General features: G+C 40.6%; 13 protein-coding genes. 3 read left to right on the plus strand and 10 right to left on the minus strand.

What is annotated here, in order from left to right; all coding sequences use genetic code 11:
- Positions 1-3 precede the first annotated feature (3 nt).
- From LMH66_RS06460 to LMH66_RS06495, 8 genes are all read right to left on the minus strand, one after another.
- The gene (locus tag LMH66_RS06460) at positions 4-636 is read right to left on the minus strand and encodes an NADH:ubiquinone reductase (Na(+)-transporting) subunit D (protein ID WP_102528435.1); all 633 of its coding nucleotides are present in this window, start codon (positions 634-636) and stop codon (positions 4-6) included.
- Positions 636-1430 carry a Na(+)-translocating NADH-quinone reductase subunit C gene (locus LMH66_RS06465; protein WP_229368978.1) on the minus strand — a complete coding sequence of 265 codons (795 nt, stop codon included), beginning with the start codon at positions 1428-1430 and terminating at the stop codon, positions 636-638. The genes LMH66_RS06460 and LMH66_RS06465 overlap by 1 nt, the downstream gene beginning before the upstream one ends.
- Complete coding sequence (locus LMH66_RS06470; protein ID WP_102528433.1) at positions 1420-2622, minus strand: NADH:ubiquinone reductase (Na(+)-transporting) subunit B; 1203 nt, start codon at positions 2620-2622, stop codon at positions 1420-1422. The genes LMH66_RS06465 and LMH66_RS06470 overlap by 11 nt, the downstream gene beginning before the upstream one ends.
- The gene (locus LMH66_RS06475) at positions 2622-3956 is read right to left on the minus strand and encodes a Na(+)-translocating NADH-quinone reductase subunit A (RefSeq protein ID WP_229368979.1); all 1335 of its coding nucleotides are present in this window, start codon (positions 3954-3956) and stop codon (positions 2622-2624) included. Before LMH66_RS06475 ends, LMH66_RS06470 begins: the two co-directional genes overlap by 1 nt.
- A 430-nt stretch (positions 3957-4386) precedes the next feature.
- On the minus strand, positions 4387-6462 hold the full coding sequence (locus LMH66_RS06480; RefSeq protein WP_229368980.1) for a TonB-dependent receptor: 2076 nt from the start codon (positions 6460-6462) through the stop codon (positions 4387-4389).
- A gap of 195 nt (positions 6463-6657) precedes the next feature.
- Positions 6658-7167 (minus strand): S-ribosylhomocysteine lyase, encoded by a 510-nt coding sequence (gene luxS / locus LMH66_RS06485; RefSeq protein ID WP_102528431.1) that lies wholly within the window; start codon positions 7165-7167, stop codon positions 6658-6660.
- A 307-nt stretch (positions 7168-7474) separates the two neighbouring features.
- Positions 7475-7774, minus strand: coding sequence for a BolA family protein (locus LMH66_RS06490; RefSeq protein ID WP_102528430.1), 300 nt, complete (start codon positions 7772-7774; stop codon positions 7475-7477).
- 153 nt (positions 7775-7927) lie between these two features.
- Positions 7928-8566, minus strand: coding sequence for an alpha-ketoglutarate-dependent dioxygenase AlkB family protein (locus LMH66_RS06495; RefSeq protein WP_229368981.1), 639 nt, complete (start codon positions 8564-8566; stop codon positions 7928-7930).
- A 333-nt stretch (positions 8567-8899) separates the two neighbouring features.
- Between LMH66_RS06495 and LMH66_RS06500 the strand changes: the two genes are divergently transcribed.
- Positions 8900-10615 carry a sensor domain-containing diguanylate cyclase gene (locus LMH66_RS06500; RefSeq protein ID WP_229368982.1) on the plus strand — a complete coding sequence of 572 codons (1716 nt, stop codon included), beginning with the start codon at positions 8900-8902 and terminating at the stop codon, positions 10613-10615.
- 70 nt (positions 10616-10685) lie between these two features.
- Here the strand turns inward: LMH66_RS06500 and LMH66_RS06505 are convergent, their stop codons facing one another.
- Positions 10686-11063, minus strand: coding sequence for a winged helix-turn-helix domain-containing protein (locus LMH66_RS06505; RefSeq protein ID WP_420709406.1), 378 nt, complete (start codon positions 11061-11063; stop codon positions 10686-10688).
- Between the two features lie 164 nt (positions 11064-11227).
- Here LMH66_RS06505 and LMH66_RS06510 point away from each other — a divergent pair, with 164 nt between their 5' ends.
- Together LMH66_RS06510 and LMH66_RS06515 are read left to right on the plus strand one after the other, a co-directional pair.
- Positions 11228-12049: a PH domain-containing protein gene (locus tag LMH66_RS06510; RefSeq protein ID WP_229368983.1), complete on the plus strand. Its 822-nt coding sequence runs from the start codon at positions 11228-11230 to the stop codon at positions 12047-12049.
- Positions 12042-13670 carry a PH domain-containing protein gene (locus LMH66_RS06515; RefSeq protein WP_229368984.1) on the plus strand — a complete coding sequence of 543 codons (1629 nt, stop codon included), beginning with the start codon at positions 12042-12044 and terminating at the stop codon, positions 13668-13670. Before LMH66_RS06510 ends, LMH66_RS06515 begins: the two co-directional genes overlap by 8 nt.
- A 218-nt stretch (positions 13671-13888) precedes the next feature.
- On the opposite strand, the gene LMH66_RS06520 is transcribed toward LMH66_RS06515, so the two are convergent.
- On the minus strand, positions 13889-14320 hold the full coding sequence (locus tag LMH66_RS06520) for a universal stress protein (protein ID WP_102526158.1): 432 nt from the start codon (positions 14318-14320) through the stop codon (positions 13889-13891).
- Between the last annotated feature and the right edge of the window lie 64 nt (positions 14321-14384).

Here is a 14384-nt window from a genome sequence, read left to right on the forward strand (position 1 = left end):
CGCTTACCCTTTTGCTTCTACTTGCTCTGGCTTATAAGTACGGATAACCCAGATCAAAATGCCGATCAAGAAGAACGCACTAGGAGGAAGAAGTAACAAGCCATTAGGCTGGTACCAACCACCGTCAGAGATTTTGCTTAGGATTTCCACGCCAAATAATGAACCGTTACCAAATAGCTCACGGAAGAAGCCAACTGATAATAGGATTGCACCGTAGCCTAGGCCATTACCGATACCATCCATGAAGCTCATTAAAGGTGGTGTTTTCATCGCATAGGCTTCTGCACGACCCATTACAATACAGTTAGTAATAATCAAACCAACGAATACTGATAATTGCTTCGCAACGTCATAGGCGTAAGCTTGCAATACTTGGTCAACCACAATTACTAACGAAGCAATAATGGTCATCTGCACAATAATACGAACACTGCTTGGAATGTGATTACGTAAAATCGAAATAAATAAATTCGAGAATGCGGTAACCACTGTCAATGCTAATGTCATTACGATGGCAGTTTCCATTTTAGCGGTTACTGCTAGCGCACTACATACACCCAGAATTTGCAAAGCAATCGGGTTGTTATTAATGATAGGTCCGGTCAGAACCTGTTTAAGTTCTTTAGCATCAGCCATTAGCTAAGTCCTCCATTGCGTGCTTTTTCAATAAAGCGTGCAAAACCTTCTTCACCTAACCAGAACGTTAGTGAGTACTGAACACCGTTACTCGTTAGTGTCGCACCAGATAATGCGTCAACACCGTGGACTGAAGATGCGATAGTAGGGATCTTTGTCACTTGAATGGCTAGCTCGCCATTGTCGTCATAAAGTTTCTTACCTTGCCACTTAGCAACCCATTGTGGGTTTTGAACTTCACCACCTAGACCTGGGGTTTCACCAGAACCAGTAAAGTCGTAATACACTAAGCTACGAATTGTATTCATATCAGGTTCAACGGCTAAGAAAGCAAACATGGTTGACCATAAACCGTAGCCTTTAACAGGAATAATCACGGTTTGTAGTTCGTTGCTGTCATCTTTAACAAGATAAACAACACCCTGGTTTGCTACGCGCTTAACTGATGCAATATCGTTTTCAGGTTTGAAAGACGTTGCTGGAGTACGTGCTGCTTTTTCAACATCAAAAGTATCCGCATCACCTTCTACGAAGTCACCTGTTTTTAAATCAACAAGGCGAGCTTCAACGTACTTATTGTACTTTTCGATGATAACGTCTTTCTCTACTTTGCCAGCCTTAGTGTCAACTAAACCAGCAGCTTCAAGAATGTACTTTTGCTTATCTAATAACTTATTTTGCTGTTGAGTCGGCTTTAATAACACTGCTGCCGTCGAAACGAACATTGAGCAGACAAAGCACAGACCGACAACAACAAATAATGTTTTGCCGATTGATTCTTTATTACTGGCCACGTGAAATCCTCCGCTTAACATTTGCTTGAACCACAAAATGGTCAAATAATGGTGCGAATAAGTTAGCGAATAGAATTGCTAACATCATGCCTTCTGGGAATGCTGGGTTAATAACACGAATAAAGACAGCCATGGCACCAATCAATAAACCATAAGCCCATTTCGCATTGTTAGTAAATGACGCTGAAACTGGGTCAGTTGCCATAAACATCATACCGAATGCAAAGCCACCTAAAACAAGGTGCCAATACCAAGGCGTTGCAAACATTGCATTGGTGTCACTTCCGATGACATTAAGCAGTGTTGACACTGCAATCATACCGAGTAAAACACCTGCAATAATGCGCCAAGATGCAATACGAGTATAAACAATCACCGCGCCGCCTAATAAGATAGCGAACGTAGAAACTTCACCGACAGAACCTGGAATGAAACCAAAGAAAGCATCCCACCAGTCTTGAGTGATACCGTATTCTAATGTGCCCTGTGCAGCTTGACTCAGTGCAGTTGCACCAGAGTAGCCATCAGCAACAACCCAAGACGTGTCACCTGACATGTTTAATGGGTAAGCAAAGAATAGGAAAGCACGACCAGCTAGTGCAGGGTTTAAGAAGTTACGACCTGTACCACCGAACACTTCTTTAGCAACAACAACACCGAAGGTAATACCTAGTGCAACCATCCATAAAGGAATTGTTGCTGGCAGTGTGAGCGCAAAAAGAATCGAGGTAACAAAGAAACCTTCGTTAACTTCATGGCCACGTACAGAAGCAAATAATACTTCCCAGAAGCCACCAACCGCAAAGGTCACAGCGTAGATAGGTAAGAACCAACAGGCACCGTACCACATCAAGGCCGCGATGCCAGAGTCTGCTGTTAGCTCAGTACCGAATAAGCTAAATAGGCTGACTTGCCATACATCAGGAGTAGCAAAACCAGCAATAAGCGCATCTTGAGCTTGTAAGCCAACGTTGTACATACCAAAGAACATTGCAGGGAAAGTACACGCCCAAACCGTAATCATCATACGCTTAAGGTCAAGGTTATCACGCACATGCGTGCTACCTTTGTTTACTTTACCTGGAGTGTAAAACACAGTCGCAGCCGCTTCATAAAGGGCGTACCACTTTTCGTACTTACCGCCTTTTTCAAATTGCGGTTCAATACGCTCGATAAAATCTTTCAAGCTCATTAGCCTTCCCTCTCGATCGTATCTAAACAATCACGCAGGTATGTACCGTAGTCATACTTGCCTGGACATACGAAGGTACATAATGCCAAGTCTTCTTCGTCTAGCTCTAATGCACCCAGTGCAGCTGCACCATCGTAATCACCAGAAACTAAATCGCGAAGTAACATTGTCGGTAAGATGTCTAACGGAACAACACGTTCATAGTTACCAATCGGTACCATTGCACGGTCAGAACCACCAGTACTTGTGGTCATGTTGAACAGACCAGTACGGTTTAAGTGACCTAAGAATGCACGAGTGATAGAGAACTTATCGCTACCAGGCATAGCCCAACCGAATAATTCTTTTTCATTACCTTCAAGCAACAAACTAATTTGTTGATGGTAACGACCAAGGTAAGCGTGAGGACCTGCAGCTTGACGACCACTTAATACTGAACCTGAGATAACACGAACGGTATTACCTTCAATTTCACCAGCAGTAAGTTCGTTAGTGCTTGCACCTAAAACCGTACGAACGAGACGAGGGTTCTTAGCTTGTGGGCCACCAATAGCAACAACACGTTGAGTGTTAAGTTCGCCTTGGGTAAATAGCTGACCGATTGCAATCACATCTTGATAGCCAACATGCCACACAGTACGTGTTGCAGATGCAGGAAGTAAGTTATGTATATGAGTACCCACAAGGCCTGCCGGATGTTTACCAGCAAACTCTTCAACTTGAGCATTCCCAGTAGGAATATCTGCACCAGGCGCTTTAGCAATGAACACTTTGCCTTCAGTTAATTTTGCAAGCAGGGTTAAACCGTTTGCGAAATCTTCTTTATGCTCAGCAATCACAATTGCAGGATCTGCAGCTAGTGGTTGGGTATCTATAGCGGTGACGAAAATACCAGCGGCGACAGAGTCAACTGCAGGTACTTTACTGAAAGGGCGAGTACGCAAAGCTGTCCATAGACCTGATTCAATCAAGTTCTCTTTGACAACAGCTGCATCTAACGTGTTTAACGCGTCAGCACTGTATTGAGTAAAGCTGACTTTGTCGTCACCTTCCACTTCAATAACAACTGACTGAAGTACACGTTTAGCACCCCGGTTAATTTCTAATACAGTCCCACTAGCTAAAGCAGTATATTTTACACCTAGGTTTTTTTTATCTTCAAAAATAACCTGGCCTTTCTTAACTTTTTCGCCAACCTTGATTTTCATCGTTGGACGTAAGCCAATATACTCTTCACCCAAAGTGGCGACATTCTTAATGGCTGGGCCATTATGGATAACTTGCTCTGGGCCACCTGCTAGAGGTAGTTCCAATCCTTTCTTTATTGTAATCATATCCACAAGCACTACGTTTGAAGGAAAGACAATGCGCCGCGTTCCTACCCAAAAAATACAAAGTGTTAACAAACACTTCAGTGTTGAGCTAGCGCAGATTTATCACGGAAATGCGATCGCAATCACGCTGGTCGCGCGCATTTTACCTCAAAATGTGCGCTATCGCCACGAAAATAATAGGTGATTGAAATTTTTGATTGTTCATTTTTAAACAATTACACCTATTTAGGGTGTGGAATAGACTGATATCACGCGATTCGATGCAATAATCCAGCAACATGAGCACTATAGCATTAATTTTAAAAGAATTAATAGAGGAAGTGGCTTATCTATTTGTTAACATTTGTAGCAGTTAGTATGGGCTAATTAAGCCCATACTAAAGCACTTTTAAAACAGTAAGCTAGGTAATATAGAAGGGATTGTATTTTTTTAGAAACGTGCTTGATAGCCGAAATATGTCAACATTTCACCTTGAGCATTAATGCCTAAAGTAGACTGTTGACTCACTAAATCCTCATCAAGTACATTTTCTATACGTAAATACACTTCATGCACTGTAGAAATATGATAATTAGCGGCAATATCGACTTTCCATTGCCCGTCAATTTGTTCTCCACCATTAAATGCTGTCGCATATCCTAGCTCTGACTGATAAAGCCCTTGGGCCATAAAACTAAACGCTCCAACAATAACACCACCACTAATGGCTAATTGCTGCTCAGGCACCCAAGGCAATTGTTCGCCTTTCACATATAAACCAATTAAGTCGTTAACACCTGATTCACCAAATTCAGCCTGGCTATACTGGTATTGAACGCTCAACGGTATGGAGAAACTCTCGAAAGCAAATTGGTAATCGGCAGATAAATCGACGCCATTAACACTCACGTCTTCAATATTTTCTTGCACATAACGCTGAGAATAGTCACATGCCATACTCCACATACAGCTAATGTGCTGATTATCGAAGTCTTGCATATAAAGATTTACACCGAGATTAAGCGAGTCTGTCTGGTAAGTTAACCCAAGTTGATAATGCATTGACTCTTGCGCTTGTTGACTGGCATTGCCTGCAGAAGCTGCACTCCATGCTTGTTTCGCTGCAAGTGCCGCTTTCCAAGCGCCTGTAGTATAGGCAATTTCAAGTGATGGTATCCAACCGTCATCAGAGAAGTCTGCGGCTTCAATGCCATATGCTTCAACACTGACTTCACGAGTGGTACTGACATTTTCAAACGCCAACCCTAAGTTAAATGATAAAGCGCCATAATTTAATTTAGCATCGGCTGTGGTGGTAAACACATTCACATCATCAACATACGCCATTACAGCTTTATCTACATTGACACTGGAAAGACTTCTATCGTCACTCCATAGCCAATCTTGTTGACCAAATTTCATTTCAGCTTTATCTGAATGATACAGGGCACCGTAAGTTACTTGATGCTCACCATACTGACTTGTTCCTTCAGTTTGCAGGCCGTAACCTGCATAGTGGTTATCTTCTAACATAGAAGAAAGATTATTGCTTCCAACTGGATTGGCATCAAAGTCAGCGATGGCTTGTAACTCAGTCAAACCAATAAAGTTACCGTCTAATGTATTAAACTGCGCTTTTTTCTCATCATAGGACTGGTAATAAAAGTCTGACACCATTTGAGTGCCACCGGTTAAATCAACGATATGGCTAACTTGGTACTTGTGACGCTGGCCTTCTTGCTGATCATTTTGCGTCGCAGAATATCGAGTACCTGGATTCGTTCCCCAGTCTTGCGCTGTTAAGCCCACATTTGAATAACCGCTATCAGAGTCAGTGTACTGGTACATAAATTCGGTTTGCTGCGGATTACGCGCGCCAACTAAGCTATCAGCATTAATTTTAAACATAATGTCAGTTTGCGTTTGCTCATTATCAAAGCCGCTAACAAAACCGACTTCTTCAGCTGTGTTTTGATAATCCACCGCTAACATCATGCCGTATTCTTTATTCAATCCGCTGGCAATTGCACCTACGTGGCCATCACCATTTTCATTGATTTCAATATTTGCCTTACCGCCCAATTCATTTGGACTAATCTGCGCAGTCGTGTAATTAACATGACCAAAAGATCCCATGCCGCCTTTGGCCACATCTGTGAGAGTTAAAGCTGATATTTTGCTTTGTAGCGCTAAATTAGGCTGAAGTACAAGCTGAGGTGCTGCATAAGGAGAAGGAGAAAAACTAACACGATCTTGTGTAACAGCAATACCACTCATTGCGCCGCGGTGAGTAACTGCTGTCGCCTGTCCTTGACTGCTAGGCAACACTGTCATTCCTGAAAAAGCTAGCGGAATGGTGCTATCTCGATAATGCAGCGGAGCCGTCTGAGGCTGGGTTAGCACAACAGTATTGTTCGACTCATCCATTGAGGCAGTAACGGATGTTCCAGCAAAACTAGAACCTGAATGGCAAACAAAAAGCACAGCTGAAGCAATTACAGACAAGCTGAATTGGCTTTTAGACATGATTAACTCCCAAAATACATCATCAGCATCGTTATATTCGATGCTTTATTGTTATAAATAACGTCCTATTATCAACTGATAACAATAACGTTTTCACACAAATAAGAACAGTATTTTAATAATTAATTAACCTCATAAAAACAAAGCGGCCGAAGCCGCTTTTGATAAATCTATGCTGTTTGCAAATTAAAACCGTTAAAGCGTTCCTAAAATATCATCGCTTAATTTCAAATCATCGTTACGATTGACGCTGACGCCTGCTGCGATAATAGCGCGAGCTATATCTTGAGCTTGTTCAAGTGAATGCATCTCAAATGTACCGCATTGGTATTCATTTAATTCAGGAATTTCAGTTTGCTCAACCACATTAAGCACATCTTCCATTGCAGCTAACCACGCATCTGCAACCATACGCTCTGATGGCACACCAATTAAACTCATGTAAAAGCCAGTACGACAACCCATTGGCGAGATATCAATAATCTCAACACTGTCACCATTTAAATGATCACGCATAAAGCCTGCAAATAAATGCTCTAAGGTATGAATGCCACGTTCACTCAAAATATCTTTATTCGGCGCACAAAAACGTAAGTCAAATACCGTAATGGTGTCACCTTTAGGTGTACTCATATGCTTAGCAACACGAACAGCCGGCGCGTCCATGCGTGTATGGTCAACGGTAAAACTATCAAGTAAAGGCATTACACATTCCTTAAGGTTGGCAAATAATCTGCTTGGCATCATAGCATCAAAATAAAATGCGAACAGCTAAGCAAACCATTGAAGATATCCATGCATATCACCTTCCAATGACAAGCTTATGACAATCGGTCAAACTTGAACCGCCCCATGGCTATTCATTGTAATTATTGATTGGGGTGATGCCGTCAAAATATAAGGCAATTAATGTGGTAATTGAAGAAGGTAAATTGGAGGCAATAAAAAACCCCATCCGCTGATGAGGTTTAAGAATAACTAACGTATTTTCACTGTATGACACAGTAAAAAATTAGCCTTTACAGTTCGGCGTTTTAGGCACTGTATCAAGGGCCTTCCACTCTTCTTGAGTATAAGCATTAATTGATAATGCATGAACACCATTGGCTAACTCTTCAGCTAAAACGCCGTTTACCGCGCGATGACGGGATATAAGACGTTGAGATTCAAACTCATCACTCACGACTACAACTTTAAAGTGTGTCTCAGAGTTTGGTGGTACATGATGACGATTACTTTCATTAAGTACGTCTAAATGGATTGGGCTAAAAGACTGGTTCAGTTTTTGGGTTATCACTTGTTCAACTGACATAACAAACTCTTTTTATCTACAATCTGAAAGGTTGAAGACTACTGTTTAACGTTTCAAAAATCAAACCGACATAAATTCAATAAGACATGTTTGGCAAAAAATGCTGACAATGCAAGCTTGCTCACTTTTTAACCCTAATTATTAACTTGAAAATTACTCATGAAAACCAACAACTAATTTGCGAAATGTAAGATTAATTCTCGGTTCAGACACTTTTAGGCGTTTTGGCACACTATGCTGCCAATTTTGCTGCATATCACCATGCATGATTAATAAATCACCAGAGTGCAATGTGAGCGTAAGCTTTTGCTGAGTAGCTTTATGCCTTAATACAAAATCTCTACTTGCACCAAGGCTTATCGACACTATGTCACTATTGGGCTCGATTTCTGGCTCATCATCACTGTGCCAACCCATGCTATCTGAACCATTTTGATAGCGATTTACTAATACGCCATTAGTATTCACATTAAGTTGCTGCTGCAATTGGTTTCTTAAACTCAATAATTCTTGTGGCCAAGGTGTTGGGGTTATCAGTAAGGATGAATATTGATAGGCACATCCATCATCAGCAAACCATACCTGTTTACGCGGAATAGGATGCTGTTTACCAAATACAGTAACCATAGGCTGTGCAAAAGGATACGTTAACGATTCAGTTAATAGCGCTTGCTGTTGCTGCAAGTTCAAAAACGTTTTAATTAACGTTACAGGTGCGATAGCTTGCTCAGACCTAGGACTGACATTTTTAAGCTCTTCTTGTGGTAATAGCCCTAAACCTAGCTGTTTCATCTCACTTTACCTTTTGATTTATCGCATGTTTAATTTTGACAAGCTCACCTTTGTGACTAATCCTTAAGTATGCAAACAAGGTTTATTACATAATTTTAATATTCAGTATCACTTTATTATGAGAACCTAAAATCAATAAAGCATTGAGCTATTCTAGTTGTAAAATATACAATTAAACGAAGCTTAGCCTTAACAGAGCGTTATGAACAAACAGCGCTTAATAAACAGCTCTTAATACACAGCTCTTAATAAACAGAACTCTAGCTAAATCGCACTTTGCTAGAACATGGATTTCAGCGTTAACAAGATAAATAATGGTATTTTATCGCACTTATGAAATGGATATTTACGTTAGCTATTAGTTTAATTCTTGGGTTGAACGTCTGCATAGTTCAAGCTGACGCCCTTCATTTATCTGAAAACCATCCAGAACCCATCGGCTACTCTCTGTCCCAATATGTTGAAAATGACAGGCTGAATGCTTCTCAAGCTTTTGAGCTTTTAAAAAAAGGAAAGTTTAGTCCCGTTAATCAAAGTATCAGTAACTACGGTATTAATGCCAAACCGGTATGGCTGCATCTCACTATTAATAATGATGCCTCAGAACCCTTGAATCGAGTTTTGCATATTGATAATTATTGGCTCGACGAAGTCAGCGCCTTTTGGATTGATAACGATACAATAGTCCACTTTGAGCACCAAGGCGACTTGTCACTTTACTACCAACAATCGGCAATGCAGCCGAGTTTTAACTTTAATTACAGCTACCCGATAGGCAAAACTGATGTGCTTATCAGAGTACAAACACCCGATCCGATGGCAATTCCCGTTTATTTGTTTAACCAAAAAGAAATGCTTCAAAAAAGTGCTTTCAATAATTATAGTTACGGGTTTCTCTATGGCGCGATCACCGCTTTATTAATCTACAACTTCATTTTATTCATTGGCCTACGGCTCAAAAGCTATCTTTTTTATAGTTTGTATCTTGGTAACTTTTTACTGCTCCACTTTGCCTACAGTGGTCATGGTTCTTTATGGCTGTGGCCTAACTCTCCCTTATGGCAACAATGGTCAATTCCCCTGCTGATGGTGACGTTTTGTACTAGCGGGATTTTATTCGCTTGCCACTTTCTACGATTAAAATTTCAATTGCCTACACTTAATCGGATTTTAAAAAGTTTATGCATCATTTTCCCAGTATTAATGCTGATGGCAGTAATGCTACAAGATAGAGTATTAGGACTCATATTTGCCTTTGATCTTATGCTGTTATTTAGTGGCCTAATGATTGTATTAGGTGTTTTGTCACTTAACTTTGGCAATATCTCTGCACGATTCTTCTTAATAGGCTCCATTTCTTCAATGTTGGGCATCGCTGTGACTTGTTTAGCGGTTTGGAATTATATCCCCTTTAATCATTTCACTTATCGCGCTGCAGAAGTCGGCTTTTTTATCGACGTATTATTGTTGGCCCTTGCCTTAACCGAACGATTTAGGCGAGTAGAAAATGAAAAAAACATCGCTGAAAAAATGGCCAATATGGATCCGCTCACCCGACTTAATAATCGTCGTGCATTCTACCAACTAGTCGAGCCGATGTTTGCCGAAGAAAAAATTCAAAAATCCGCTTCTATTTTAATGATAGATATTGACCGGTTTAAAGGGGTTAATGATACCTATGGACATAACTTTGGTGATGAAGTTTTGGTTAAAGTCGCTACTTTAATCAGAGATACATTGCGAAAAGATGATGTACTAGCACGCTGGGGCGGTGAAGAATTCATCATCTTTTTGCCCCACACACAAGAACAAGAAGCCAATACGCTTGCAGCAAGATTGTGTGAGAATATCGCTAAACTGCCATTCACCCAATCACAACGTAAAATCAATGTCACTGCCAGTATTGGTATTGTTACAAGCTGCAGTGCGATCAATCAGTTGCCCATGTTAATTGAAGTTGCCGACAAACATTTATATCAAGCTAAACGCTCAGGGCGAAATCAAATCTGTGGCGGACTTTCACCAGATGTAAATCGTGCCGTGAGTTAATGTCTAAGGTTATGGTTATGGCTATGGCTTATGGCTTATGGCTTATGGCTTATGGCTTATGGGTTATGGGTTATGGAATGTCGATATCAAGTTGCTGACAAATATCTGCGATATTAGCTTCAACCCATTGATAGTTGATCGGGCCCCAATCTTTTAATTGATAATACCCTGCATTATGTCGTTCACCATCCTGGATAAATGTAATCTTTACGCCAATATCTAACATGGCAGCTAAGGTATCTTGAATGGTTCTACGGGGCATTTTTGATATCTGATGTAACGACAATAAGTTTTGCTGTTGCTGAGAAATTAAATAGCACAGATACAGTTTACGTAAAAAAGCTTTATGCGCCTTTGAAATGAGTTTAGGTTCTGCAGTGTCGTTAACGATTGAATTACTAGAAGATGCCATAAATACTTTTTCCATGTTTAGGTATAGGTTTTCCATACGCAGATATCAATAAGCTATAAGATTGCGTATTGATTAGAAAGCATTTTATAGATTTAATTCTATATAAATAAGCGATTATTCATGCTTAATTAACAAACATATAATGCTAAGTTTCACTGATTAAAAGTCGCAATCGCCTATTGGCACAATAAGGACAATTAATGACTTCAACGTCTGATTTATCAAGTAATGCATCAACTGCGGCAGCAACTTCTCAGCAGCTAATTGAACAAGGTTCTGAGCACGCAGAAACGCCGACAGATAAAACATTGCTGACCCAGTCACAGTGGCAACCCTATAGCGATTTATCCTTATCTGCTGTTGATAAAAATTATCCAAAACAAATCGCAATACAAACATCAGGGCTTGTTGTGGTTATCATTGCCATCATTATGTTCATCATGAATATCGACAACCAAGCAGAAATATCTCATTCACTAACCGTTTTCACCGTATTAAGCTTATTAGGCGCAGGCTTGGTAAGCCTGAAACATAAAGCCGCTAAAAATCTTGGCTATGGCGTGCTAGAACATGAACTTGTTGTTCGAAAAGGACTCTGGTGGATATCGACAACGACCCTGCCTTTCACTCGTCTACAACATGTCAGTTTGTCACAAAACCCACTGCAAAGAAGGTTTTCTCTGGCAACGCTAAAATGCTTTAGTGCCGGCAGTGGCGCCGCTGAAATCTATTTACCAGGATTATTATTTGATACCGCTGAACACCTAAGGCAGCATTTATTGCATCAAGCCACGGCGTACCAATCAAAACAAAGCTCAGACACATCGCTACAAACAGAGCAAACAAACCAGCATTTAACACCAAATGACAATGTCATAGAAAGTGAACATGACATTATGAATCAAGATCTAGATGTGGATGTGGATGTGGATGTGGATGTGGATGTGGATGTGGATGTGGATGTGGATTTAGCCTCTGAGACTAGCTCAAAAAAAGCACAAGGCGATAAGCAAGATGACTGAGTCTAAAGATGCGACTTCAGTCAATAAACCACAAAAAAGTCACGGCGATTTTAGCCAATGGCAATCCCTTTCGCCTTGGTCAATGCTCAGCTTTAGCTTTGGCACCGCCAAAGCTATTTTATCCAACGGTTATGCCATTATCCCTATTGTTTTTGCCGGCTGGAAAAATGGGTTTGATTTACAGTTAGGGCTACTAGCTGCCATCGTTTTGATGATTTTGTTGTCTGTATTTGCCGTTATTCAATGGCGTAAATACCGCTTTAAACTCAATGGTCAACAACTCAACATTAAACGAGGGTTATTGTTTACCCGCAAAGACGAAATCCCATTCAATAAAATCCAAAATATTCGATATGAACAGCCCTTTTACTTCAAGCCATTAAAGTTAGGTACCTTAGTCATCGAAACTGCTGGTTCAAAAGAAGATGAAGCTCACTTAGCAGCACTGAATGCTAGTGATGCAAACTTAATAAAACAGCAATTATTACAACTCCAATCAAGCTCAAACGAGCAGCTTGGAGCAGAACAACTCGAAACTGGTCAACTCAATAGCACCACTGCCAATGAAAATAGAATTGAAGACAATCCGCTAGAAGCTCACCGCCTTGATAGCGCACAAGTATCACAGTCTACAAGGCTTATTATCAAACGAGATTTAAAGCAGCTAATCCAGTTTGGTTTTTATCAAAATAATTTAATTTGGCTCGCGGTTATTGCCGGGCCCATCTTGGGGCAAATCAAATGGGAAGACATTGTTGAAATTCCGCTGGTGCAATATATCTGGACGAACATAGTTAGTTTTAGTGGCGAAAATCTCACCCTTCAAGTTATCTCAGCAGTCATCATTTTCGCTTTAATCTATAGCTTGTTTTCTCTTATCTCTATTATTGCAGCTGTGCTGAAATACTACCCCTATCGCCTGGAAAAAAGACTGAAAACTCTGCAGCGCAGTGGTGGCGTGATATCGCATCAGCAAGATGCTTTAGCGATTAAACGCGTGCAGTTATTACATTTCAGCCAACCGATTCTTGCTAGGTTTTTTGGCGTATGGACGGTTTACCTAAAACAAGTAAAAGGCCAAGAGGTCGAGCAAAAAGCGGCGCAACATATGTTGATCCCCACTGTAAAAACCGCTGAAACAAGCACGATATTACAGCATATCCCTGAGCTTTCAGGAGGATGTAATAGCATCCCCAAAACCTACCAAAGCATTGCGTTTGCCTGGTTCACTAGACGTGGGTTTATTGCGTTTATCCCAGCGGCGCTGTTAACCGCAATTGAAGGGCTCGATATCTTCACAGGGATACTTTGGTTAGTAGCTTTCCTAGTGATGGGGTTAATCTATTTAAGATATAAACAATGGGGTTATGTCATCGAAGATAATGTCGTATGGCAACATAGTGGGCTTTTCAGTCGTAACTGGAAAAGAATCCCTTTCGAGAAAGTCCAACATGTATCCATAATTCAAACGAAGGCACAAAAGAAAAAAGGTTATGCCTATCTCAAACTCGGATTAGCCAGTGGTAGCTTAACCTTGCCTTATATAAAGCAACTTGATGCAAACTTTATTGCTGAAAAGGCAATGGCACGTACTAAGTATGACTCGAGTAACTGGATTTAGGCTAGGGCGTATTGATCTTTTTGGTTGAGTTTTGTGCGCCAAAAATTCGCTGTAAAAATAACCTTGAAAGATCAACACGCGCTAGTCATCAAATGAGTTGTCAGTGATATCCTGACAGCTCATTCCACTAACTAAACCTTGAAAATAGCCTTTAATCAAAGGCACGATTATCAGTGTATGATCTAAGTGTTCCGCACCACTAATAACTGCTCAGTTAACTATTTGACCACTAATACTGGGCAATCAGCTTGATTAGCCACTTCTTCAGCAACGTTGTCATGTAAAAAATGAGCTAAACCTGTTCTTCCGTGGCTGGCAATCACCACCATACCAATATCGCCACTATTGGCTTCTGACACAATTTCTTCAATTGCGTCACCGCGCCTGATCACGGTTTCAACAGGCAGATCAGTTTTAAGCTCTGCTAGTAAACTGCGCATTTTATCTGCGGCTGCTTGCTCCATGCTTTTAGCCAGTTCTTCGGGGGTAATCGCAAGGATCATGTAATTTTCATCACCTAAAGGCTGGTCAACCACATGTAGAATACGGATCCCTACTTGGTATAAATTCGCCATTTCAATGGCATAACGTAAAGCATGGGATGCTGTTTCAGAAAAGTCTGTTGGCCATAAAATATTACGTGTACGCATAATGATTTCCTCCTGCAGATTGAAAACAAATAAATAACTCATCTATATTGTTCAGATAACTCAT

This window comes from Shewanella sp. 10N.7, assembly GCF_020806285.1.
GTDB lineage: Bacteria > Pseudomonadota > Gammaproteobacteria > Enterobacterales > Shewanellaceae > Shewanella > Shewanella electrodiphila.

Excerpts from the sequence above, each read along its gene's own strand:
- LMH66_RS06505 (WP_420709406.1), bottom strand. The coding sequence starts at position 11,063 with ATGGAAAACCTATACCTAAACATGGAAAAAGTATTTATGGCATCTTCT.
- LMH66_RS06520 (WP_102526158.1), bottom strand. The coding sequence starts at position 14,320 with ATGCGTACACGTAATATTTTATGGCCAACAGACTTTTCTGAAACAGCA.
- LMH66_RS06470 (WP_102528433.1), bottom strand. The coding sequence starts at position 2,622 with ATGAGCTTGAAAGATTTTATCGAGCGTATTGAACCGCAATTTGAAAAA.
- luxS (WP_102528431.1), bottom strand. The coding sequence starts at position 7,167 with ATGCCTTTACTTGATAGTTTTACCGTTGACCATACACGCATGGACGCG.
- LMH66_RS06460 (WP_102528435.1), bottom strand. The coding sequence starts at position 636 with ATGGCTGATGCTAAAGAACTTAAACAGGTTCTGACCGGACCTATCATT.
- LMH66_RS06500 (WP_229368982.1), top strand. The coding sequence starts at position 8,900 with ATGAAATGGATATTTACGTTAGCTATTAGTTTAATTCTTGGGTTGAAC.
- LMH66_RS06515 (WP_229368984.1), top strand. The coding sequence starts at position 12,042 with ATGACTGAGTCTAAAGATGCGACTTCAGTCAATAAACCACAAAAAAGT.
- LMH66_RS06490 (WP_102528430.1), bottom strand. The coding sequence starts at position 7,774 with ATGTCAGTTGAACAAGTGATAACCCAAAAACTGAACCAGTCTTTTAGC.
- LMH66_RS06510 (WP_229368983.1), top strand. The coding sequence starts at position 11,228 with ATGACTTCAACGTCTGATTTATCAAGTAATGCATCAACTGCGGCAGCA.
- LMH66_RS06495 (WP_229368981.1), bottom strand. The coding sequence starts at position 8,566 with ATGAAACAGCTAGGTTTAGGGCTATTACCACAAGAAGAGCTTAAAAAT.
- LMH66_RS06480 (WP_229368980.1), bottom strand. The coding sequence starts at position 6,462 with ATGTCTAAAAGCCAATTCAGCTTGTCTGTAATTGCTTCAGCTGTGCTT.
- LMH66_RS06475 (WP_229368979.1), bottom strand. The coding sequence starts at position 3,956 with ATGATTACAATAAAGAAAGGATTGGAACTACCTCTAGCAGGTGGCCCA.